This is a genomic window from Pseudonocardia autotrophica (genome assembly GCF_003945385.1).
Classification (GTDB): Bacteria; Actinomycetota; Actinomycetes; order Mycobacteriales; family Pseudonocardiaceae; genus Pseudonocardia; species Pseudonocardia autotrophica.
In genome coordinates this window covers 3,586,808-3,613,060 of record NZ_AP018920.1, presented here as the reverse complement: position 1 = coordinate 3,613,060, position 26,253 = coordinate 3,586,808, and the positions used below count along the sequence as shown (strand labels likewise).

The following is a 26,253-nucleotide window of genomic DNA, read 5'->3' as shown; positions in this document are numbered from 1 at the left end:
CGGATCCCCTGCGGGCACGGAAGCGCGGGTCGCCGATGGCCATCTCGTCGGGGCGGGAGGCGGATCGACCGGTGCCGGTTGCGCTGCGGGGCTCCGCTCCGGCGCACGTGCGACCAAGGCCATGGCCGGCGGTGGGGATCGTTCAGGGGAATGTCGAAGGAGGCTTTACACGGCCGCACTCGCCGTCCTACAGTCCTCGTCGATCGGATGTGCAGTGCTGAATACTCGCGCTGTCCGTACGGTTCGCAGCCGAGGCCGGCAGTGCTCGTGGCCCGCCCGCTTCGTCTGTGGTTACGGCTCCCTGTGTCGTGGGGCCGAGTGCCTCTGCGTGACGTGACCGCGGCCGGCATCGGCGCCGTGTAGACGACAGTTTCCAGGGATCACCTCTTCAGTACCGCCCGAAGTCCCGGTCGCCCGGCCGGTGTCTTCTCCGGCGGGCCCGCACTCGCGGCCCGTTCGCTGGTCCTCCTCTTCTGGTTGGAGTCTTCCGATGGTGCGCACGTTCACGATGGGCAGGGAGCGCCGCTGCGGCGTCGTCCTGTCGGTCGTGCTGCGTGCGGCGCTGGTCGCCTGTGTGGTTCTGGGCGGGGTCGCGACCGCCTGGTTCCTCTCCTCCGGGGCACCGTCCCGGGTGGCGGGTGTCGAGCTGGTGTCGTCGTCGACGGCCGACTCGCCCGACGGGAAGTCCGGCGGGGACGAGAAGTCGGACAGCGACAAGAAGTCCGACGGCGGCGACAAGAAGTCGGACGGCGACAAGAAGTCCGACCGCGGCGACAAGAAGTCGGACGGCGACAAGAAGTCCGACCGCGGCGACAAGAAGTCGGACGGCGACAAGAAGTCCGACCGCGGCGACAAGAAGTCGGACGGCGACAAGAAGTCCGACCGCGACGACAAGAAGTCGGACAACGACAAGAAGTCCGACCGCGGCTCGGCGTCGTCGGACGACGGCCGGAAGTCCGGCGGCGAGAAGTCGGATCGCGCCCGGAAGTCCGACAGTGGTTCGAAGCGGGGCAATGGGGAGCGGGCCGAGCGGTCCGGCTCCGCGGCGCAGCCGAAGCGTTCCGCGTCGTCGAGTTCCGGTGACCGCGGCTCCGATGGTGCGGCCACTTCGGAACGGGTCGCCGAGAAGGTGGAGAAGAAGACGGCCGCCGCTCGCAAGTCCGCGGAGAAGCGGGTCACCGCCGCTGAGCGGGCGGTGGAGAAGAAGGTCGCTGCTGCGCAGGAGAAGGTCGCGCAGAAGACCGAAAAGGCCACCGAGAAGGCCACCGAGAGGATTGCTGCGGCCACGACCGCGGCCACGACGACTACTGCCGATGCCGCCGATCAGGCCTCGCCCGGGCAGATCTCGGCTGTGCAGAAGCGTGCCGTCGAGAAGGCGGTGGAGAAGCCCGCTGCCGACAAGGCGGCGCACGCACGGAAGGTCGTCGAGAAGAAGGCCGCTGCGGCAGCGGACGCTGCCGGGGAACGTGCCGGGGCGAAGGCGGCCGGCGTGCGGGAGGTGGCCGGCACGATCGCCGAGCGGGCCACCGGGCGGGCGGTCGAGCTGGCCCCCGAGGCGGCCGAGCAGGCCGGGAGTGACGCCGGAGCCGATGCCCGCCGGGTCGTCGAGCGCGTCGGACGGGACCTGGCGCCGGTCGTCGCCGCGGCGCAGCGGCACGGGTCGCACGACTCCGACGCGCAGCGGGCGGGGGCGGCGCTGCGGGCTGACGTCGAGCGGATCGTCACCGACGCCGTGCGGACCGCCGGCCGCGCCACGACCGAGCAGCCGGCTCGCGACCACGCGACGCGTGACGGGGCGACGGCCGGACCGTCGGCGGCGGCGGCGCTACGGGCCGCGGAGGGCACGCTCGCCCGTGCCGACCGGATCGTCGACGAGGCGGACACGCCGACCCGGGACCGGGTGGAGCGCGCGCCGGCGGCGGTGCACCGGATGGGCGACTCCGCGGAGCAGCCGGGTGAGATCCCCGGGCACCGGGTGAGCGCCGCCGTGCAGGAGGTCCTCGACCGGGCCCACGTCACCGGTGACAGCGCACCGCCGATGGGGCTCGAGATCGCCGGACACGCCGTGGAGCGGGTGTCGAGCCGGTCGCCGGAACGGGCCGTCGTCGAGGGGCTGCGGTCCGTCGAGGGGCTGCGGTCCGAGGACACGAACGGCGCGACCGATCCGGCCGGGCGGACGACGGCACGGGTGCAGCACGTCGGTATCGACGGTGGCGCGCTCGGCCGGGTGATCGAGCGTGCGGTCGAGACGGGCACCGCCGTGGATGGGGCGGCGCCGGGCCAGGCCGGGGAGCTGTCCGGACGGGCGATCGCGGAGATCGAGCGTGCGGTCGCCGCGCAGTTGCAGCGCGGTGCCGGAGGCACGGTCGGGTCGTCGCAGGTTCTGGAGCAGGCGCGGCAGGTCACCGAGCAGGTGCTCGGGCGCAGCGGCGCGGCGGCGGAACGGACCGTGTCGGGTCCCGGGGCGCCCTCCGAGTTGCGGCGGGCTCTGTCGGATGCCCGTGGTGTGACCGATGAGGCGTTCACCGTGGTCGGTGAGCTGCTCTCGGCCCGGCAGCCGGACGAGCGGGTCGTGGCCGGTCCCGGGCAGGCCGGGACCGACCCGGCGACGGCGGGTGTGGTCGAGCGCGCGATCCTCGACGGTGGCCGGAGCGTCGGGTTCGGGGCCGGATCGGACGAGCTCCGGGCGGCGTTGGCGCAGGCGCACCGGATGGCGGGGGAGCAGACGGGGCGTGCCGGCACGCAGGTCCTGGACGCCCTGCGCCGAGCCGGGCTGGACGCGGACCACCGGGAGTGGACCGGTGCCGGTCGCGAGTCACTGCAGCGTCTGGTCGAGCGGGCTGTCGCGAGCGGTGTGGCCGGGCAGGTTCCTCAGGGTCGGGAGCCGGAACGTCGGGAGCCGGAACGTCGGGAGTCGCTGTACCGGCTGGCCGAGCGCACTGGTGTGGACCTGTCCGACCTGACCGACCTGGCCGAGCGGTCCGGTGCCGACCGGAGTGACCGGGGTGACCGGGCGGATCTGATCGGTCGGGCCGGTCTCGATCGGGCCGGGTGGGCGGATCTGGTCGATCGGGCCGATCTGGTCGACCGCGCCGGGGCGGACCGGGCCGAATGGGCCGACCGGGACGGGCGTGCGTCGGACGGATCGCTGCGTGAGGCCGTCCGGGAGGCCGTCGAGGACGCCCGGGGCGAGGCCCGCACGCCGGTGCTGCGCGACGGCTCGGACGAGCTGGTGCGCGAGGCCTGGTCCGGGGGCCGGGAGCAGGCCCGTCAGGCCCTGTCGCAGGTGCGTGCCGCGGCGGACGAGGCGTTCGACCGGGCCGGGTCCGGCGCCGAGCGGCACGGCGCCGGCCCTGTGGTGGGCGCGGTGCTCGATGTGGCCCGGGGTGCGGTCGATGCCGGGTTGCAGCTGGCCGAGCAGTTCCTGGCCTCGGTCGGGGACGGTGCCCCGCAACACGCTCGGGAGTTCCCGGGCGAGCACACCCCTGATGGCGTGCTCGTGCCGCGGTCCGGTGAGCGCGACCGGGTCGGCCCCGGGGCGGCGAACGACGGCGACGACACCAGTCTCGACGGGCCCGCCATCGATCTGCTGGGCGAGTCCTCCCAGGCCCGGATCGGCCGCGGCTGCGCCGGCTACGGCTGCGCGGACGGCGTCCGCGACGGTCGTGACGAGCTGACCGTGGACGGTCGCGGCCCTCCGACCGGCGGAGGTTACTGGTACTCCGACTCCTCCGAGCAGACCGATCGGGTCCTGCAGGGCCGCCTGGACGTCGAGCAGGGCCGCAAGGACCTGGCGGCGACGAAGAAGAAGGTGGCCTCCGGCAAGGCCACGAAGGCGTCCTACACCGAGGCCCAGGCGGAGCAGCGCGAACTGGAGCAGCGCGTCGAGGACGACGCCGCAGCCCTCTCGCCCGAGCGCGCCGCCCTGGTCGACGACGTGGTCTCGGGTCACCGCGAGCTCACCACCACCGACAAGAAGCTCGCCTCCCAGCGCAAGCAGGTCGAGGCCGGCACCTTGTCCCAGGCCCGTTACGACAAGGCCGAGGCCGCCCGCGACGAACGCGCCGCCGAGGTCTACGACGCCACCGACCGGCTCGCCGCCGCCTCCGGCCACGACACCGGCGTCGATCTCGACGGTGACGCCGCCGCCGGCTGTACCACCAGCGGCGCGTTCGGTTCCTGCGCCGCCCGCGCTCCCGGCGAGGCCGCCGATCCCGGTGAACCCGGGACCGGGGCCGGGCGCGACGACCGTGTCCGCACGGCCGGGTACCACAGCGCGTTCGGCGACGGCCGCGCGGCCGAGCAGCGGGACACCGAGGACTGCCGGGCGCTGGCCGGGGTCTCCTCCTGCGGGGTCACCGCCGGAAAGGGCGCGAACACGGCGTCCGCGTCGTGCACCCTGACCGGTTCCGACCCGCGCTGCGCCACCAGCACCACCGGTGAGCGTCCGACCACCAGTCCGGGCAGCGAGAACGCGACGACCACCGCGAACGCATCCTGCGACACCGCGAAGGGCGACTGCCGGCTGGGATCCACGGTGGGCGAGCGGGGTGCCGAAGCCGGCTGCACGGGCGCCGGCTGCACCGGCCAGGTCTCCGCCGAGCGAGCCGGCACCGGGCCGGCCGCGGTGTCGGAGCAGGAGCGCACGGCGTCGGCGTCGGCGTCGTGCACCGCGGGTGCCGCGGGCTGCGGGCTGCGGCTCACCGCGTCCCCGGGCGACGGGTGGACCCCTGCCCGGGCGAACGGTGCGGTCGAGTGCGCCACCGAGCGCGGCTGCACCGGGCAGGCCTCGGTCGAGACCGGCGGTGAGGTCGAGACCTCCACCGCGACGACCCCGCAGGCCGCGACGACCGGCACGACCCCCGAGACCGGCACGACCGGGACCGGCGCGCAGACGCAGGCCGCGCAGACGCAGGCCGCGGTGACGCCGGCGGAGGGCGCCACCGCGGGCACCGCGCGGTGCGAGGTCACCGGTGGTGGCTGCCAGGCCCGCAGCGCGTCGCTGCCGGGCGGGCCGGGCTCCCACGACCGGTACGGGTTCGCCGGTACGGACCGTCCGGGTCGTAGCCAGGCCGAGGCGGTCGTCGACTGCGACGGTCGCGAGGGCTGCACCGGCACCGGCCGCAGCACCACCCGGGCCGCCGGTGAGCGTCCGGTCACCACCGAGACCACGACGCCCGCGACCGGCACCGGGAGCACGGCCGCCGCGGCCGAGGCCGCCGGCACCGGTGCCACCACCGGAGCCGCGAACACGAAGGCGATCACCGCCCCGGTCGTGCGGACGACCTCGGGTGCGGCGGACTGCACCGCCGAGGCCGGCCGGTGCACCGCGGGCAGCTCCTCGGACGCCTCGACCCCGGACGGCACCCCCGGCACCGGGTTCGCGGGTCTCGGCACCGGTGACACCGACGGGGACACGGGTAGCCGGTCGTCGTCGAGTGTGGACTGCTCGGCGGGCACGACCGGTTGCACCGGCAAGGGCACCTCCTCCACGCGCAGTGCCGGCTCCGGCGACCGGGTCACCGACCCGGAGACCGGCACCATCACCGCGGCCACGCTCAAGACCGCGACCGGGTCCGGAACCTGCACCACCACCGGCGGCACGTGCGACAGCACCTCGACCGCGCAGACCGGAGCGCGCGCCGCCACCGGTGACATCCCCGCCGGGCTGGCCAGCACCTCCGATGTGACCGGCACCGCCGACTGCGCCGACGGCGCCGGCACGTGCTCCGGGAAGGTCACCAGCACGGTCTCCGGCGCCGACGCGGATGTCGACGGCGGCCGTGCGAAGTCGAGCACCGGTGGCGCGACCTGCACCGTGACCGGCGGCGGCTGCCACGCCCAGACCCGCTCGCAGGGCTCCTCGGGACCCGAGCGGACCCTCGACGGGCAGAAGCCCGGCACCGGCCCGTCGGCGACGTCGACCTCCTCGGCCCGGGTGGACTGCGCAGCCGGGACCCGCTGCTCGGGCACCGCGACCAGCACCGCGACCAGCCACGACCCCGCCACCGGCAAGCCGAGGACCACCACCGGGTCGGCGTCGTGTTCGGGCACCGGCGGCGGCTGCTCCCCGCAGACCACCTCGGTCGCCTCCACCGGACCCGGCGCGGCCCGCAGCCTGTCCGGCGACCCGTCGCAGACCCCGAAGGCGCAGCAGAACGGGGCGTCGGCGGCGTCGGCGTCGGGTGCCGCGCTGGACTGCGCCGCGGGCACCGTCTGTGACGGGACGGTGCGCAGCGCGGCCTCGGGGACCGATGACGACCGGACCCGCGGCTCGCACGGGTCGGGATCCTGCGACGGTACGGCGGACGGGTGCCGGGCGGTCAGCAACTCCGGTGGTTCGGCCGGCCCGGACGCCTCGGTGATCGCCGCACTGGTCGAGGGCCGGTCCAGCAGCAACGCCACCGTCTACCAGGGCCACAGCGAGCAGGCCGCCGACCGGCAGCCCGCCGAGCCGGCGCAGCAGCCCGCTCAGGGCGACCAGCCCCCGGCGACGCTGCCGACCGGATCGCCCGGTGCCGGCGCGAACGCCGCCCCCAGCGTGTCCGGTGCCTCGGCGTGGACCAACGCCTCCGCGGTGCTCGACTGCGCCGGCGGCGAGGGTTCCTGCCGGGGCACGGTGCGCAGCTCCGCCTCGGGCACCGAGGACACCGGCCGCGATGTCGGTGCCCAGGGTGCGCGCGGTCCCCCGGCCGATGCGAGTTCCTCGACCAGCACCTGTTCCAGCGCCGGCACCGGATGCCGGGGCACCAGTTCCTCCATCGCGGGCAGTGGCCAGGTCGTTGCGGACGTGATCGTCCTGCAGCGTCGTGAGGCCGCCGAGACCGCCCGCAGCACCGCTGACACCGCCACCGACGAAGCCGGTCGGCTCCGCGGGGCCGCGGACGCCGCCGCCGCGCGCGCCGAGCGTGTCGCGAGCAACCCGTTCGCCTCCGCCGAGCAGCGCCGCGCGGCGAGCACCGACCGGGTCGAGGCGGAGAAGAAGGCCACGGCAGCGGAGAAGAAGGCCACCACCGCCGAGAAGGCCGCGACCACCGCGCAGAAGGCCGCCCGCTCGACGGTCGAGAACGCACCCGCGGCGACGAGTGATTCCCAGGCCTCCGGCGAGTGCGCCGGGCCGGGCTGCACCGCCACCGTCACCGGCCACGCCCGCTCCGCCACCCCGGCCGGGGACGCCGTCTCCGACTCCCGCTCCCGCTCGAGCTGCACGTCCGGTGCGGCCGGGTGCGCGGTGCAGGCCGGGGCCTCGGCGGTCACCGACCCGACGATCAAGGGCACCCGCAGCGGCGCCACGAACGCCACCGCCGCCCTGGACTGCCCCGACGGCTCGTGCCGCGGTGCCGCATCGTCCGACACCGTCTCGGCCACCGTTGTCGACGGCGACGCCGAGGCCGCGATCGCCGCCGCCCGCGCCGGCCGTGACCAGGCCGCCGCCGACACCGCGGCTCGCACCGCCGACGAGGCCGCTCGCACCGCGGAGGAGACGGCTCGCGCCGCGGCCGCGGCCGCCCGCGCCGCGGAGCGGACCGCCGGCACCGCCCGCACGGACGCCGACACCGCCCGCGCGGCCGCGGAGAGGTCCGGCGGGGTCCTCGACGGACGTGCCGCCGAGGACGCCGCCGTGCAGCGGGCCGCCGCCGCAACCGAGGAGCGGGCTGTGGCCGCCGAACGGGCTGCGGCCGTCGCTGCCGGACGGGCCGACACCGCCGCCGGGCAGGCCGCGGCCGCCGCCGATCGGGCCAGGACCGCCCACGAGGCGGTCGCCGCGATCGAGGTCCCCCGCGTCGCGGGCCGGTCCGCGAGCGTCGGCCTGGCCGAGTCGGCCACCAGCTGCGACGGCCGTGCGCAGGGCTGCCGGGCCGTCGTCGGTACCGACGGGTCACTGACCCTGTCCGGCACCGGGACCGGCGCGACCGGGGCGACCACCGCCGGTGCGTCCGGGGCCTGCCGCTCCGGGGAGGACGACTGCCCGGTGCGCGGGCTCAGCACCACGCTCAGCACCGACGATCCCGCCACCATCGCCCCCGACCTGCGGGCCGGGACGGTGACCCCGCGCGACGGGCTCGCCCACGGAATCGCCACCGCGACCTGCGGCGACCAGGGCCCCTGCGAGGTCGCCACCGGCGGCGCCACCGCGCAGGACAACGCCGAGCTGACCGCGCAGTGCACCGGTGAGGGCTGCAGCACCCGCACCCGCGCGGTCGCCGACGCCGGGGGTGACGCCGCGCGCTCGGCGACGTCGTGCACCGCGGGCCCCGACGGTGCGTGCCGCTCCGCCGGGCAGGCCGGGGCCACCGCCGACGGGGCGCAGACCTCCGCGGTGTGCACGGCGACCGAGGGCTCGAACTGCCGGCACTCCTACTCCGCCCGCTCGACCGCGTCGGAGCGTGCGCCGGGCAACCGGGCCGACGCCTCGGCCCGCTGTTCCGCCTCCGGTGGCGCCGGCAGCGGCTGGTGCGCCACCGCCGCGTCCGCGCAGGCCGGGTCGGACGGGGCGATCGCCGCCGCGGCGTGCCAGGGCAGCGCCGGGTCGGGCTGCTCCTACCGCTACTCCGCCTCCAGCACCGCTGCGGCCGGGGCGGCCGCGCAGGCCGACGCGGCCGGGCGCGGGTCCGGCGGCCGTGGGTCCGGGTTCGTCCGGACCAGCGCCGCCGCCGCTGCCGGTGGTGGGGCCGCTCAGGCGTCGTCGTCGTGTGTCGGTAGTGCGGGCACCAGCTGCCGGCACTCCTACTCCGCACAGGTCAGCGACTCGGCCTCGGCCGGTGGGTCCACCGCGACCGCGTCCGCGTCCGGATCCGGCGGGGGTGGCATGGGTGGCGGCGGGGTCGCGGTCACCGCACAGGCCACGGCCGGTCCCGGGCAGGCATCGGCGTCGGCGTCGTGTTCGGGTGCGGCGAACTGCCGGCACTCCTATTCGGCGTCGTCGTCGGCGTCGGCGTCCGCCCCGGGCGCCCAGGCTTCCGCGTCGGCGTCCGGTTCCGGTGGTGGTGGGCAGGGTGCTGGTGGGGTGTCGGTGTCGGCGCAGGCGTCGGCGAGCCCGGGTCAGGCGTCGGCGTCGGCGTCCTGTTCGGGTGCGGCGAACTGCCGGCACGACTACTCCGCGTCGGCGTCCGCGTCGGCGTCGCACGGGCCGAACTGGGCCCGGGCGAACGCGTCGGGTTCCGGTGGTGGTGGGCAGGGTGGCGGTGGGGTGTCGGTGTCGGCGCAGGCATCGGCGAGCCCGGGTCAGGCGTCGGCGTCGGCGTCCTGTTCCGGTGCGGCGAACTGCTCGTCGAGCTACTCGGCGCACGCCGAGGCCGAGGACAGGGCCGAGACCGCACCCAGCTGGGACCAGCCGGGCATGGCCTGGAACGCGCACGGCGAGGGCACCTGTTCGGGCAGCGGCAACGGCGGCTGCGGGGTCTCCGCGTGGGCCGTGGCCGGCCCGGGTGGTGGCGGTGGCGCCACCTGCTCCGGGGACTGCGCGAACTTCACCCAGAGCGGATCGAACACCGGCGTCATCACCGCCCCCTCGTTGCGCGACCAGGCCGCCGCCCAGCAGCAGCAGGAGGCCGAGCAGCAGGATCCGGACCGTGGGTCGATCCCGATCGAGGAGATGGGCGAGAACGACCGCGGCATCGAGGGGAGGTTCGACGAGAACGGCAACCCCGTTCTGAGCGTGAAGTCCTCCGGCGACGAGGTCACCACCGAGACCTGCCGCGACGGCTGTTCGGGCGGGGCCACCCTCAGGACCGAGGACGGCGAGACCGTCCGCTACAACCCGCGCGAGGGCTTCCACGGCTCACTGCCGATCGAACGGGGGGCCGACGAGAAGGACACCGTGTCCGGCTCGCACGGCGTCGGGCTGCACCGTGACGCCGACGGCAACGGCTCGGGCCACGTCCGCGGCACCGGCCGGATGGTCGACGGCCGCACCGGCGAGACCGTGCGTTACACCAACTCCGAGAGCCGCAAGCCGGCCGAGGTGCAGAACTCGTTCCGGATGAGCAGCCCGAAGGGCTCGCCGGTGCACAGCACCTGCAACAGCGGTTGCATCTACCAGGGCGCCACCCAGGGGGCCGGCGTCCCGGAGAGCGGCGGCCGGGACCACCTGGTGATCAAGGGCCCCTCGGGCGACATCACCGGCCGCGACGGCGCCGGCAACTCCGCCCGGATCAGCTTCCAGGGGGAGGGCACCTTCACCTCGGCCGAAGGCGACGTCGTGCACGCCGATGGCGTCGCGTTCAAGCCGAGCGAGAACGTCACCACCATCATCAGCCGCGACGGCGAGGGCAACTCCGGCCACTACAGCCTGGGCACGACCGAGACCGGCTACATCTCGCTGCACGAGGGCTACCGGATCGACCAGAACCGGGGCAGGCAGGTGCACACCTTCACCGACGAGGAGCGACTCGAGGCGGCTAAGACGCGCTTGAACCTGCCCGAGCAGATCGTCTCCGGAAGCAACAACCGGGTCGAGGTGACGACCCCGGACGCCGCCGGCGACGGTGGCCGGATCCGCTGTGTTGGTGACTGCACCCTGACCCGGCCGGACTGGGCGCAGGCCCCCGAGCAGAACTGCCCGAACTGCCGGATCGACGAGCCGATGATCCGGGAGGGGCAGACCTCGTCGGAGACCGCGTCGGTCGTCTTCTTCGGCGACCCCGACGCGTCCCAGACCTGGACCGACCCGTACGGCAACTCCACCAGCTGCAAGGCCGGCACCAGCGCCGACGGCTGCCAGATCGGGATGAACTACGGGCCCGGCGGCGGCGCGGTCTGCCGAGGAGTGGACTGCAGGTCCACCAACGTCGCCGGCCACTCGCTGGAGGGCGAGGGCTACCTGCTCTACCCGACGAAGGACGGCAAGCAGAACATCGGCTTCGGCTGCCGCGCGGGCGCCGATGAGTGCACCACGTCCCCGGATCTGCCCGAGCTGGGCTGGATCGCCGACCCGGACGCCTCCTGGATGCCGGCCATCGACCCCACGTTCACCCGTCCCGCCCAGGACACCGCGGTCGACCGGGAGCTGGCCCACCACCTCGGGCTCGAGCCCGGCGACCCGCTCCCGCCGCTGAACCCGTCCGAGCTGAGCGCACTGCAGGAGGAGAATCCGGAGCTCTACGCGCAGTACCAGGACGCGTTGCCGGAGATGACCCCGGCGCAGGAGGACAGCGCCGTCCTGAAGGTCGGCAGCGCGCTCAGCACGCTGCAGATCCACCGCACGGAGAACGGACCCCGGGCGCGCGCCCTGGACGAGGCGCTGACCGCGCAGGAGCAGGCGAACCGGGACGGGACGGCCGTCGCCCCGGAGCACCTGCGGGTCATCGACGACTTCGCGAAGACCGAACCGGAGGTCCTTCACGCCCGCGGCCTCGTCGATGCCGTCCGCGGCGTGGCCGGGCAGCGCCCGAACATCGCCGGCGACCAGGCGGACGCGATCGGCGGCGCCGGCACGATCCCCGGGCACCGGGAGGGCTTCGGGGGGATGGGCCTCGCCGAGGACGGCACGCCCGCGGTTGAGCTGTCGCCGGCCGACCGGGCGAAGGCGAACGCCGCCCAGATCGCCGGGATGACCCTGGTGCCCCGCCAGTACGAGCTGAGCAGGCGACAGGAGACCTTCGCCGACCGCCGGACGGCCCTGCAGAACGACCCGAACGCCACCCCCGCGCAGTACGCGGCGCTCGAGACGGAGCGGGTGAGCATCAACGAGGAGATCGAGTCGGTCAACGGCGTGCGGAACCGGATCGCGGCCACCGACACACACCTGAAGGAGGTCGGCGGCTCCGGCGTCGTGTTCTCCCCGCAACGACGGCGGCAGCTCGACATCGCCGCGGCCGAGGCGGCCGGTGACACCGCGCTGGCCGCTGAACTCCGGACGTGGGACGACCTGCTGACCCGCAGCGAGCGGCTGGGCCGGGAGATGAAGGAGTCCGGCGACCCGCGGCAGGAGCGCCTCGCGGAGCGCTACGCGGAGCTCGGCTCCGCGGTCGCGCTGAACTACAACACCATCGCCCGCGACCAGGGTTCCCGTACCCAGGGAACGACCCTGGGGGAGCTGCAGCTGCCCTCCAGCGGTCGGGCCGACATCTTCTACGCGAAGAGGTCCGCGTTCAACCAGCCCTCGTTGGACGCCGTGACCGATCCGCGGTCCAAGCAGTACCTCGACGAGGGCTTCGCGGGCGAGGAGTCGCTGGGTGACACCCCGCGGGACCGCAGGGCGGAACTGGCGGCCCGGGCCAACGCCGACGAGCTGCTCGGCGAGCTCCTGCACGGCGAGGTGAAGGTCAGCGACATCGAGGAGCCGAGCGCCCGCCGGGAGGCGGCGAAGCGCGTCGGCGAGGACGGCTCGGTCGAACGCCGGGGGATCCTCTTCGAGGACGAGGACGGCAACCTCGGGATGACCGACGTCTACAAGGCGACGGGGGACGACGAGACCCGGTACATCGACGCGAACGGGCACCACTACAGCGGCTTCGATGATTTCCGCAACAACAACGAGATCTTCGGCGAGGACACGAAGATCTCGACGTCGGGTGACTGGGGTGCCTCCGGCGGCCCGGTCGAGATGACCTCGACCACGGGTCGCCACCTGGGCCACTGGGAGAAGTACAAGGGCTATTACATCGGCGTGCCCATGGTGGCCGCCGGGGCCGCGACCTGGTGGACGGGTGTCGGCAGCGGTGTCGGCATGGCCGGTGCCGCGGTGCTGGCCGGCGGCACGATCGTCACCACGATCGACGCCGGTGCGACCCTGTACAACCGTGCCCAGCACGGGCAGAGCAACAGCTTCGGCGATCGGAGCGCCCGCAACGCGTACCTGACGCTCGCCGGGAACACGTTGGCCGTGGCCACGGTCGGGATGAGCATCCCCGCCACCAAGCTGGGGACCGCGGCGACGAAGGCCCTCACGGCGGGCAACCAGGTGCGGGCCGCCAACCTGGCGCGGTCGTCCCTGCGCTACCGCAACGCGGCCGTCGCAGGCAACACGGCGGCGCTGGGCACGTTCGGCTACATGGCCGTCGACCACACCTCGACGTTCATCGCCAACGACGACAACGGTGCGTACGAGATCGGAAACCTGGTGATGACCTGGGGGATGCTCGCCGCGCCGGTCGCGATGAGCGCGAAGCCGCCCCGGATCGCACCGGCTCGCAAGGGCCCGCAGCCGGTGTCCCGCGCCGAACTGGTCGCCATCCGCGACGGCGCGAAGCTGCCCGACGCCCGCGTCGAGTCCCTCGCCCCGACCGGGGCGGTGGCCGGCGAGCTGCCCGCGACCAACCGGGCCGCGGAGCCGGCGACCGGGATCCAGGGCCCGCGCGCACCCCGGGTCGCCTCCGAGGGCACGCCGCGGCCCGCGACGTCGCGGACGCAGCCGGGATCCCGCAGCCAGCCCACCCAGAACCGGACCGGGACCGAGCGCGGTGCGCCCGCTGCGCGGTCCACGCCGCAGACCAGGGCGGGGGAGCGCCCCGCGCCGCCGAGGAGCCGGTCGCAGAACCCGCGTACCCAGCAGCAGAGCCAGGCGCGGACCCTGCAGAGCCAGGCGCGCGGTCTGCAGGGGCAGGCGCGAGACCTGCGGGGCCAGGCGCGCGGTGTACAGGGGCAGGCGCGGGGTCTGCGGGGCCAGGCGCGGGATCAGCGGACCCAGGCGCGAACCCTGCAGAACCAGGCACGGGACCTGCGGAACCAGGCGCGGGATCAGCGGACTCAAGCGCGAACCCTGCAGAACCAGGCACGGGACCTGCGGAACCAGGCACGGGGCCAGCAGAACCAGGCGCGCGGCCAGCAGAACCAGGCACGGACGCTGCAGAGCCAGGCACGAGAGTTGCAGAACCGGGCGCGGACCCTGCAGAACCAGGCACGAGAGTTGCAGAACCAGGCGCGGGGCCACCAGGGTCAGGCGCGGGAGCTGGGCAACCAGGCACGGGGTCTGCAGAGCCAGGCACGGGACCTGCGGAACCAGGCGCGCGAGCTGGGGAGCCGGGCGCGGGTCCTGCAGAGCCAGGCGCGGGGCCTGCTGGACCGGGCACAGGGCCGACAGAGCCAGAGCATCGGTACCCGTACCGGCACCGGGGCGGTCTCGGGCTCCGGGGCGGCCACCGGCCAGGGCATCGGCGCCACGGGGCGCGGCAACGGCGCGCCGGCTGCCCAGGGCGGTCCGTCCCGCGCCGGCGTCACCGGCGTCGGAACCGGCCGGCCCCCTGCGCCGATCGGCGACCGCGCCCCCGCCGGCGAGACGCGAGCACCGGCCGGTGAGGTGCCGAAGCCGCACCGCGACCGTCCCACCGGCCCGGCTGCGCCACCCAAGCAACAGCCGAACCGCACGAACGCCGAGGTGCTCGCCGAACGCTCCACCGGCACCGGCGGCCACGAGCCGCCGCCGGGAACGGTGGACGGGACGTCCGCCGATCGACCGGGCCCGAAGCAGGGCCGCCCTGCCACGGAGCCGACGGCGGCGAGCGGATCGACGCCGGGACCCCCGCGGAACCGCGGGCCTCCGGCGGACGGAACCGACCCCGCCACCGCCCGCGCCCCGGGCGAAGCCGGCGCGCCCCGCGCGTCGGAGCGTGCCACCGACGGTGGCGCCGATACCCCGACGACCACTCGGAACGCAACGAACGAGAACGGAGGCCGTGCGGGACAGGAGCAGGCAGGTCAGCAGCGCAACCGCAACGGAGGACGGAACGATGAGGTAGCCCCGGACGGTCGCCCGGCCGCGCACCCCACCGAGGGAGCGCAGGGCGGCGGCATCACGATGCACGTCGTGCGCGACGTGGCCTACGAGGCACAGGCGGCCCACGCCGCCCGCCTGCAGGATCGGTACGACGCGGCCAAGGCCGAGACGGCCAAGGACACGATGCCGGACGCCCACGACGCGCGGACGGTGGGGACGTGGAACAGCTCGTCCGAGGTCGCGGCCCGCGCTGCGCGGAAGGTGGAGCTCAACCGCGCGTACGAGGATCTGCTCCAGGCACAGCACGAGCTGGACTGGATGAGCGGCCCGACGGCGCTGCCGCGGGTCGACCTGCACGGAGCACCCGTGTTCGGCACGCAGAAGGCGGCCGGCCCGCGCCCCGTCGCGGAACGGACGGCGAGCGCTGCCTACCCGACGCCGGGCGTCCTGTCCCGGCCCCCCAGGCAGTTCGCCAGCGCGTTCCGTGGACTGACCGCCTTCACCGCCATGGTGATGTTCTCCGGGCATCTGGCAGTGCTACCGCCCGGCCACGGCACGGCGAAGTCGATGAACGTCCGCTCCGCCGGTGCGGTGGAGTCGGTGTCGGCTCCGCTCCGCCCGAGCGCGGAGACCCTCCCGGTCAGGAACGCGGGGCAGCCCCGTGCCGGCCTCGGCGCGCAGGGCGGGACTCCTGCGGGGGCGAAGACGCTGCGGGCGATCGGCGAGACCCCCACGCTGACGAACCCCGTGCGGACGATCGGCGAGACGCCCACCGGACCCGGTCCGGTCCGGGCGACACCGGGCGACCTCCTCGTGCCGTTCGGCAGCTCGGACACCCCGCAGTCCCCGCCGCAGTCCCCGCCGCGGTCGCCGCTGCCGCCGTCGCTGACGGTCTTCGTCTTCGACTACCGGCTGGCCTGGGAGTACATGTCCTTCCGGTCGCTGCTCTCGCACTCGCGGGAGGTCGCCGCGGTGCACCGGGACACGATGCGGAAACTCCACGCCGCACAGCCGTCCCACATCACCCGGATGGAGCACTTCGTCCGGACGGCGCGGCCGGACTACCTGACGTACGTGATCGACGCGGACGGCAGGCAGCGGTGGGTACGACCGGTCGCCGAGACCCACCCCGATGCCACGCTGCAGACCGAGCGCAGCGCCACGGCCGTCGCGCCGATGTCGGAGCGGGCCTGGACGACCTTCACGAAGCGGGCCCCGGAGAGCTTCCGTGTCGGGGAAGGAACGAGCGCGGACCACGCGGACGTGCGGACCGCCTACTACGGCGGGCACGACTTCGGCCGGATGGCGCAGCGGGTCGAGCAGGCACGGGCGCGGCACCGGGCCGTCGGCGAGCACAACCAGCAGGCGTTCCGCGCCGCGGCGCAGCGCTCCGACCTGGCCGCCCGCCAGGAGGCGGCCGCGGTCCGGGCCACCGAGCTGGAGCGTCTCGCCGTCCTGGAGGCCCGGCAGAAGGCCGGTCTGCTCAGCCGGGCGAACCGGCCGGCACCGAAGGGACCCGGCCGGAACCAGGAGGTGAGCTGGCGGGCCGACGCCGAGCGCGCCCGGGCGGGGATCGCACACCGGGGCGAGCAGGCGGCGGCAGCCCGGGCCACTGCCGACGGGCTGGCCGCGGAGCTGGCCGCGATGCCGGTTCTGCCGCGGGTCACCGTGGAGCAGGGGCACACCCCCTCGGCCCGGGTGCAGCGCACCCTGCTCGTGCTGAACCGGCTGTGGCGGCAGAACACCGATGACCTGACCCGACACGCCGTCGGGCAGCTGGCCGGCACGGTCGTCGCCGACGTCGGTCGCAGCCCGCTGGGGGTCGCCGGCCTGCCGCAGTTGTTCCGTTCCGCGTGGGCGCCGGACCGGGCGGCGGCCACCGATGCGGTGCGGTCCTGGGGCGAGCGGCACGGCACGGGCTGGGACGACGCCACCGTGAACGCGCTGTTCACCGCGCTCCGCGGACTCCCGCACGACACGATGGCCCAGTTCGGCTCCCGCTATCGTTCCGGCCCGGACGGGATCCGGGTGGTGGTCCTGACCCGCGCCGCCGCGGCGGTCGTGGTGCTGACCGGGGCCGCCGCCGGCGGGGCCGCCGCCGCGGGCGCCCCGGTGGGGATCGTCGGCTGGCTCGCGGTCCTCGGTTCCGCGACGGCCGCGCTCCTCGCGAACCGGGCCGCCGCCGACCACGCCCGGATGATGAGCTCGGGCACCGGCAACCGCGGCCCGCCGGCCGTCGCCGACACGCTGCGGGCCCGCCTGGCGGGCACCGCGAACACGGCCGCCGCCTGGGCGGCCACGACGGGCGGTCTGGTCTGGATCGCGACCGTGGGTGTGGTCGGTGCGGGCGCCGCGCTGATGCTGATGGCGCCGCTGCCCGCGATCGCGGCGATGGTCGCCTTCCAGGTGCGCGGCACGCTGAACGCGGCCACGTCCCTGCTGTCGTCGAACCGCTGGGTGCGGACCGTCCGGACGGCCCTGGTCGTCGGCACGTTCACGGTGAACCTGCCGCTGCACGTGTTCGGCGTCCTCAACCCCGCCTCGTCGTGGGAGTTCCGGGCCTCGGCCGCCGCGTTCCTGGTCGTCGACGTGACGGCGCTGCTGACGCTGGTCCCGGCGATGCTGGGTACCTGGAAGCAGGACATGGTCCTGGACGGCCCGCGGGCCGTGAAGGTCTTCCGGGTGGCCGCCATGGCGGGCACCTGGGCGGTCGCGCTGTCCCTGATCTCGCTGCTGACCGCGGCGTTCGGCCCGAACTCGGTGCTGGACCCGATCGTGTCGATGAACGCCGCGGTGAAGTGGCTCGTCGTCGCGACCTTCGTCGGGTTCGGCGGGGAGGCGCTCTACACCCTGTGGAACGCGGCGCGCACCGCGCGCAACCCGGCCCACACGGCTCCGGCCCGGGCGACGTTCGCCATGTCGGTCGCGAGCGCGCTCGGAGTGGGCCTCTACGGGGCGCTGTACCAGCTGAACTCGCTGCCGGTGCTGATCGGGACGACCGCGTCGCTGGCCGTTGCCGGGGTGGCGTACGTGCTGCTGCACCGCTCCGGGGCGGTGCCGCCGGCCCGGGACGAGGGCACGCCGGACGGCCCGGCCGCGGACGCCGGCACGCCGGCACCGATGGCGGGGGAGGCGACCCCGAACGCGCCGCCGCGCGGCTGGGCCCGGCGGATCGGGCGGATGACCGCGCGGCTGCTGGTCACCGCGGCCGTCACGGCGACCCTGGTACTCGGGTTCGCCGCGGACGCGGTCGGCTCCCCGGGCGCCGGGGGCCGGGGGCCGACGTACACGGTCGTCCCGGGTGCCGAGCAGCGCCCGGCGCCCGCCGTCGCACCGGCCGTGGTGGTGCGCTCGGGAACCGACCCCGTGGTGGTCGTGCGCGAGGGCGACTGGCTGGAGGCGATCGCGGAGCACCACGGCGTGCCGGGCGGGTGGCCGGCGCTGTACGCGGCGAACCGGGACGTGATCGGCGCGAACCCGGACCTGATCCTGCCGGGCACGGAACTGCGGATCCCGGCCGGGGCGCGCCCGGAGCCGGGCCGCCCGGAGCTCGCCGAGCCGTCCCCGACCGAGCGGCCGTCGCCCACCGAGCGCCCCACGGAGACCGGGCGGCCGACCCCGCCGGCGGACCCGGCGCCGCCCGCTTCCCCGGTGCAGCCGGGCCGCGGACCGGGCCCGCTGACGTGGCTGGTCGGCGGCTCGGTCGTCGTCGCGCTGCTGGCGTTCCAGGGCCGGGTCCTGCTCCCGGGGCTGCGCGGTGCCGTGCGGGGTGTCCGGACGGCGCTGGCCGGCACGGTGCGCGGGATCGGCGATGCGGCCGCCGCGGGTGGTCGTCTCCGGTCCGGCTCCCCGGCCGGCGGCGCGGCGCCGCGGTTCGGTGACACCGTCGGCCTGCTGCTGCGTGACCTGCGGATCGGGGTCCGGCTGTCCGTCGGGGCCGGGATGCGGCTGCCGGGCGCACTGGGCGACGGGTACTGGCTGGCCCGCTCGGCGCACCGGGTGGCACACGCCCGGACCTCCGACGATGCGGAGCGGGCGGCCGAGCGGCACCGACGGCTGGTCGCGGCCGCCGGGATCCGGGCGGACGGTCACTGGCGGGGCATGCTCGCCCGGGCCGCCGCGAGTGACGGCGCGATCCGGTGGGCCGCCCGGATCGCCGCGCTGCCCTGGCGGGTGGGATCGGGCCTGCGGCTTGCGACCGGCACGCCCGTCCTCGGCGGGATCGCGCTGGCAGGGCTCCCGGTCCTGGTGGGTGTCCTGAGCGGCTCACTCTGGGCCGGTGCCGCGGTGGGTGCGGCGAGCGCGGCGACCCTGCGTGGCCTGGTGGTGTCGGCGCGGCGGGCCGCGGCGACGGCGCGGGCGGCCGAGCGGCATCGGACCCGGTGGCTCGCGGTGCCGCCGACCGGCGCCCCCGCCACGCCGGCGATCGACCCGGTGACGGTGTGGCGGCTGCTGTGGGGGCTTCGGCTCCACGCGCCGGCGCGCGGCCCGGTACGCGCCGGGGATCTGCTCGCTCCGATGGCTCCGGGGGTCCCGGCCTGGCTGGCGGCGTTGTCACCGCCCCGGGACGCGGTGCGGGAGAGCGAGCTGGAGCGGGTGCTGGCCGAGCTGGCCGCGGCCGGGCTGCTGGTGACCGACGGTGCGGGCTACCGCCCGGCCGATCTGTTCGGCGCGACCCCGGCCGGGTACGCCGAGGCGCTGCTGCGCAACCCGGGCGTCGTGCTCGGTTCGGCCACTCCGGCCGAGTGGACGGCGACCGAGCTGGCCGACCTGGTCGGTGCCGGGATCCGGGACGCGGTCCGCGCGGTGACCGTGCCCCGGGCGTGGCAGCGGCAGCCGGTGTGGCTGCGCGGCGGGAGCCGCACCCCCGCCGAGCGCCTGCGGCAGGTCCGGGACGCCCGGTCCGAGCGGGCCCGGCTGCGGCGCGCGGTCGCCGGCGCGGTCCGCGCCCTGGACGACACCCGGCCCGGTGGCCCGGGGCGGGAGCCGGCGGAGCGGGCGCTGACCGCGGCGCTCGACGCCGCCCTGGACGCCGGGGTCGCACCGGCCGGGCTGATGGACGGCCCGGGCTGGGAGCGGGTACTGGCCGCGGGCCGCGACGCCGCCCTGGGCGAGCTGCTGGCGGCGGGGGAGCAGCTCGGCGTCGGCCGTCCGGTCCGGCATCGTGGCGGCCTCGTCGCCGCCGGTCCGGACGGCGCCCGGATCCGGGTCACGGCGTCCGACCTGCGGGAGGAGGTGCTGGTGCTCCAGGGCCGGATGTCGGCCGGTGCACCGGCCGAGCGGGTGCGGGCCGAGGTCGTCGCCTGGTGGGGCGCGCACCTGGGCCTGGTGCGCGGGCAGGCGCTGTCCGGGGTACTGGATGCGCTCGGCGTGCTGCACGGTGAGGGCGGGGACCGGGCCGCCGCGGCCGTCGGCGTCGCGGACCTGGTGCTGGCCGCCAACGGTGGCGCCGACGCGCTGACCGGCCAGGTGCTCACCGGCGCCGGGGCCGGGGTGGCGGGCGAGGTTCTGGCGAGCGGCCCGGTCACCGGGGAGCTGCGGGGCCGGGCCGCCCTGCATCGCGACCTCGACGCGGTGGCCGGCGAGATCACGGCCGCGGCGGACGGCGACCGGCCGGCCACGGTCACCGGGCTGACCCGCACGATCGAGCTGATGCACGTCGAGCTGACCCACCGGGCAGGGGCGAAGCGGGACGCGGCCGCGCGGGTCGCGACCGAGATCGACGAACTGGCCGCCGCCCGCGCCGCCCGCGGGCGTGACGACCGGCACGCCGCCGAGCGTCGCCGCGCCGCCAGGGCCGGGGTGGTCGAGGCGAGCGAGCGGCAGGCCCGGCTGGTGCGGGCCGAGCGGGCCTACCGGGCCGCCGCAGCTGCCGCCGAGGAGACCCGGGCTGCGCTGGAGGGCCTCGGGATCAGCCTGCGGGCGGTGGCGCTGACCCCGCCGCAGGCCCGCGACGGTGCCCGCGATGCGGCCCGTGCGGCGGCGGCCCGGGCCGTGACCGCGGTTCGGGCGCTGGACGTGGCGCTGGCCGACACCGTCCCGGACCGTGCTGCGCTGCCCGCCGGGGTGCCCACCGACGCGTTGCCGGGGCTGGCCGGGTTGCGGGCCACGGTCCGGGACCTGCTGGCCGAGTCCGGTGCGGCGGTGCGGCTGTCCGCGCAGGACCTCGACGACCTGTTGACCGCGCGGTGGCGCTCGGCCGTCGGCGCGGAGGGCCTGGTGCTGGGTGTGGGCGGTGGAGTCGAGCTGGCGCTGCGGTGGGTGCCGGGACGCAGCGTCGAGGTGGTCGACGTGACCGAGCAGGCGTCGCAGCTGATGCTGGGCGATCTGACCCAGGCCGGCGGGTCGGTGACCGCGACCGTCGCCCGCACCCTGTCCGGGAACGCCGGCGGCGCGGCCGGGACGATCGGGCTGGGCGCGAACGCGGGCCGCAACGAGTCGCTGTCCGGTGGTGCGGCCGGCTTCATGGTCGGTGGCGGCGTCGTCGACAACCGGGGCACGTCGGTGCTGGTGGAGACGAGCGGGCACTGGGAGGCGGCGGTACGGGGCGCGGACCGGGGTCCGGCGTGGTCGCAGGGTGTGCGGGTGGACACCGGCGGCGCGGTCGTCCGATCCTGGATCCCGCACACCTACGAGGCCCGGGGCCCGCCGGAGCGGATCCGTGGCCCGCGCACGAAGGAGGCGCTGCCGCTGTCGGCGCCGATCTGGGCGGACGGGCTGCACACGCTCACCGACCGGGTCGCCGACCGGTTGGGCCGGCACGGCGAGATCGGGAGCACGACCCGCGAGCAGCTGCGCACGCTGCTGGTCGGCGGGTCGCCGTCGCGGCTGTCGACGCTGCTCGACGCCCCGGAGGGGTGGCAGCCGGTGCTGTCCGACGACCGGGGCCGCCCGCTGGCGGTACTGACGGTGCGCGCGAGCCTGGAGTCGAGCCGGGCGTTCGGCACCCGCAGCACGAAGGAGCACCTCGAGGACCTGCACGTGACGTTCTCGAAGGTGTCCGGGTCCTGGTCGTCGGGGCGCAGCGTGGGCGGTGAGGCGTCGGGCCGGCTGCCCGCGGTGCTGCGGCGGGTCGCCGCTCGGCTCGGGGTGGAGACGGGTGGCGTCCTGGGCGGATCCCGGTCGTGGTCGGTGGGAGCGAACGCCGGGGGCGACGCGATCCACCCGGGCGTGCACCGCTACTCCGGCTACACCCAGGCCCAGCTGCTCGACCTGCGCTACAGCGTCGGGATCACCTGGCTGGACCGGACGGCCGAAACCCCGGATCCTGTCACCGGTGACGTCGGGATGCTGGTGCGGATGCCGGAGGCGGACGCCTTCCGCTACGGCATGGAGGTCGGCACCGCCGCGGTGCGGCGCATCGACACCGCCGCGGTGCGCCGGGACCGGGCGGGCGCCGCGGTGCTGCGCGAACAGCTCGGCCGCAGCGCCCCGCCCGGGCGGCGGGCGGTGCAGCCGTTCTTCATCGGGACCGGGATCGGGCAGGTCCGCGGGGTCGGGCACGGCCTGGTCCGGGATCTGACGGGGGCCGCGGAGCTGCGGGCCCGGGTGACCGGGCAGCTGCGTGCCGAGGGCCTGCTGCCCCCCGCGACGCGCAACCGGTGGACGGGCGACCGCGACGAGCTGGCCGTGCAGTGGGCCAACGCCACCGAGGTCGCCGAGCAGCTGACCGACGAGCGGATCGCGGGCAGCCTGGACCAGGCCGCCCAGCAGGGCATCGTCATCTCGCTGCGCCGCTACCGCCGGATGCACGGCCCCGAGCACGTCACGCTGCGGGTGCGGGTGGACGCCGACTGGGACCGGATGCGCTGGCTGGGCCACTCCACGCGGTGGACGCTGGTCGGGCTCGACATCGGGTCCAACACCTCCGGCCGTTCCCGCGGCGGGTCGCGGTCGGCGCGGGCGTCGGTCTCGGCGTCGTGGAAGCCGGGCGCCGGGTGGCTGTCCGGGATCACCGGCGGTGCCGGATGGTCGCGGGGCCGCAGCTGGGGCACCTCGGTCGGGGACACGGTCAACCAGGTCACCCTGGTGGAGTCCACGACGACGACCGCGGCGTTCGCGCTGGACCACCGGGTCGTCGTCGAACGCCTCGGGCCTGGTGGCGCGGCGACCCCGCTGGCGTCGGCACCCGGGCGGGCCACGGTGTACCTGCCCAGCGACTGGCTGCCCGCCGTCGACCCGATCACCGATGCCGCGCAGTCCGTGCCGGAGCAGGTGCGCCAGCGGATGACCCCGCTCGCGCTGGAGACCGGGGACCTCGACGCGGTCGCCGCCTCCGTGCTGGGCCGCGCCCACGATCCGGACTCACCGGCCGGGCAGCACCTGCGGGAGCTGCTCGGGGTCGAGGGTGTCCGCGCCCACCTCGGGGAGCTGCTCGCCGAGGGCTACCGCACCGCGGTCGCCGTGCGGGAGCGCGGGCTGCGCCACCGCCGCACCCCGGTGCAGCTGTCCGCCGGGCTCGGCGGGGCCCGGTTCGCCGGGGTGTCCGGGCTGGTCACCGGCGACATCAACCTGACGCTGGCCAGCCGCGGCAGCCAGGCCGGGACCTCGGGTTCCCGCTCGGTCAACGCCGGGCTGACCGCCGGCGCCGCCGGCCCGAACGGGTCCCGCTCGGTCGACGGCGGCCGGAACCGGTCCTGGCTGGGCATCTGGGGCCGTGAGCGGCTCACCATCGAGACCGGGCTGCACTACCTCTACACCGCGCCGCTGGGGATGGGGCTCGCCGTCGCCGGGGGCACCCCGGCCGCGGTGCATGGCGCCCGAGTCGTGTTCGCGCTGCCCGAGCGCGACGCGATCGACCTCTACGGCCGCGGCGACTGGGACCTGCCCGCCGCGCAGGTCCGCGACGTGATCGTCCGGTTCGCCCACGGCGACCTCGCGATCGACGACGCCCCGGTGCACCGCCTGCTCGACCGCTACCTGCGCACCGGCGGCCGGCTCGACGCGCGGACCCGCGACGCCCTGACCGCCCGCCTGGACACCCTGTTCGCCGGTCGCGCGGGCTACCCCGTGCTGCTGCGCCACGACCTGGCCGGACGGGTCCGGGCCGGTACCGCCCGCGCCGGACACGAGCAGCGGGTGAGCCTCACCGAGCCGTTCGCGACCCGGCTGGGCCGGTCGGCGCTGGAGACCGCGACGCTGCGCACCGCGGGCGGGGTCCCGGCCCGGCTGTTCGCCCAGGTCCGCGACGCCGTCGCCGCGCAGCTGCCGCCGGGCACCCTGGAACACGACCCGCTGCTGTGGCAGCGGTTGTGGAACGACCTGGCCGGCAAGCGCTGGTGGGGCAAGATCGACGCGATGCTGGACCGCGACGGGTTCAGCCTGCAGGTCCCGGTCCGGATCCCCGAGACGGGTCCGGACGGCGTCGCGGTGCCGGGCGCGGACCGCCTCCGCCGGGTCGAGGTGTGGATCACCGCCCGCCTCGTCGACGACGCCCGGCTGCTCGACACGACCACCGCGGCCGGGCAGATCATCCAGGACTACGGCTACCTGCAGCACGACCGCGGCGCGTCACGGTCGCGCACCACCGGCGGCGGCACCAGCCTGGACCTGGCACCGGGGGAGGGCGGGCTCGGCGCGTCGGTGTCCACCGACCACAGCCGGGGCGCCGGCGGCGGGACGAGCACCCAGCGGACCCGTCTCGACGGCACCGCGTCGTTCGGCGGATCCGACCGGATCGCCCAGAGCGTGCGGGTCACCGTCAGCGTCCGGGGCGGTGCTGCGCTGCTCGACCGCGGCACCGCCGCCGCCACCCGCGTCGTGCTCGACGGCAGCCTGGTCCGGCTGATCCCCGGCGGGATCGCCACCCCCGTTCCCGCCGGTGACCGGGCCTCCGGCACTCCGGCCCGGGTGGACGCCCGCGGCCCGGTCGACCCGCGCCCGCTCGTCCTGCCGCGGGTGTACAGCGCCGAGGCGGTCGAGGCCCCCGGCCTGGTCGACACCGTCGTCGACGCGCTCGCCGCCCGCGCCATGCTGGGCCGCACCCGCGCCGAGGATCACCGCGCCGATCTGGAGCACGTCTTCGCCGCGAACGCGCTCACCGCGTTCCTGCGCGACATGCTCTCCGGAGAGGGGCACACGTTCCACCGGATCCCGGTCGGTGGGCGCACCGTCATCGACGTCGTGGTGCGCGCCGACACGCACGGCGCGCAGCGCCTGCTCCAGGGCCGGGACCTGGACAAGCGCACCGTGCGTCGGTTCCAGGAGCAGACCACCACCAGCACCTCCGACGCCCGGATGGCCCCGCTGGGCCGCGGCGCGACGCTGGGCGGGGAGCCCGGATCGATCGGGCTCTCCGGCGGCGACCAGGCCGGGCACCGGGGAGCCGCGGTCGCCGGGACCCGCGCCGAGACGACCCTGATCCTCGTCGGGAAGGGCGGCACCGCCCGCACGGATCTGAGCCTGGTCGTCGAGGTCCGCCGCGGCACGCTCACCGGGTACCGCGACGAGCCCACGGTGCGCCGCACCGTCACCGCCAGGGACCGGGGCACCGCCCACCTGACCCTGTTCGACGGCGACCTCAGCGCCGCCATCGCCGCCCAGGAGATCGCAGCCCACGACGACGGCGGCTGGCGGCTGCGCACCGGCCACGGCCACGCCTCGCCGTTCGCCCCGCGGGCCGGGGGCCCGGTGACCGGTCGGGCCCCGGGAACCGACCCGGCACGGGCACTGACCGCCGCGCGGCGGGCCGCGATCGGGTCCGGCCGCCCGGTCGTCGTCGAGTTGCCCGGGGCCGGGCCGGTGCGTGCCACCCCGGACGGCGCCCTGCACGGTGTCCGCGACGGCGGGTACGCCGCGGCACTGGCGAGCCTGCCCCCCGAGCTGCTCGCCGCCGCGCACCACCTTCCCGACCTGCGCCGGCTGCACGCCGCGGGCGGGGGGCCGTTCGCCGCGGTCGTCCGGGACGCGCTGGCCGGGCGCGGCCTCCCGATCGCCATCGATCCGGCCGATCCCGGCTCGGCACCGGCCGGCCCCGACGCCGGGCCACCCGCGGTCGAGGCCTCCACCGGTTACTCCTCGGTCAGCAGCGGCCCGGTGTCGCTGCGCCCGCTGACCCGCGCGGAGAACGACGCGCTGGTCGCGGGCGCAGAGCGGACCCGAGGACTCGGACGGCCGATCGGCGCGGAGCTGCCCGGTGTCGCCGCCGGATCGATGGCGATCGTCGCGGCGGAGCAGCTGGTCGCCGCGGGCGTCCCGCCCGCGCTGATCGACGAGGTCGTCGCGCACACCTACGACGGCCGGACCGTCATGGCCGAACCGATGCTGGCCGAGATCATCCGGCTGCTCCGGCAGCGGCGGCTCGCCCCCTCGTGGCCGGGCCGGGTGCTCGGCCACGAGCACCGGTTCCACCACCCGGCCGCGCCGCGCGGGCCCCCGCACTCCCGGGACGCCGCCGCGCACGACCGGGACGCCGCCGCGCTGGCGTTCGAGCTGGTGCTGGCCCGGATGCCCGGCCCAGGCGGCCCGGGCGCCGGCTCGGTGGTGTCGGCGCTGTTCCGCGAGTACGACCACCACAGGCCCGACACCGCCGTCGGACGCCGACCACCGGGCAGCCGCTCGACCGTCCCTGGGCAGTACCCGATCTCGTAGGACCCAGA

1 protein-coding gene is annotated in these 26,253 nt (G+C 76.2%); it reads left to right on the top strand.

The annotated features are described in order from the left end of the window. The first annotated feature begins 490 nt into the window (after positions 1 to 490). On the top strand, positions 491 to 26,245 hold the full coding sequence (locus Pdca_RS16920; RefSeq protein WP_085912334.1) for a hypothetical protein: 25,755 nt from the start codon (positions 491 to 493) through the stop codon (positions 26,243 to 26,245). The last annotated feature ends 8 nt before the right edge of the window (positions 26,246 to 26,253 follow it).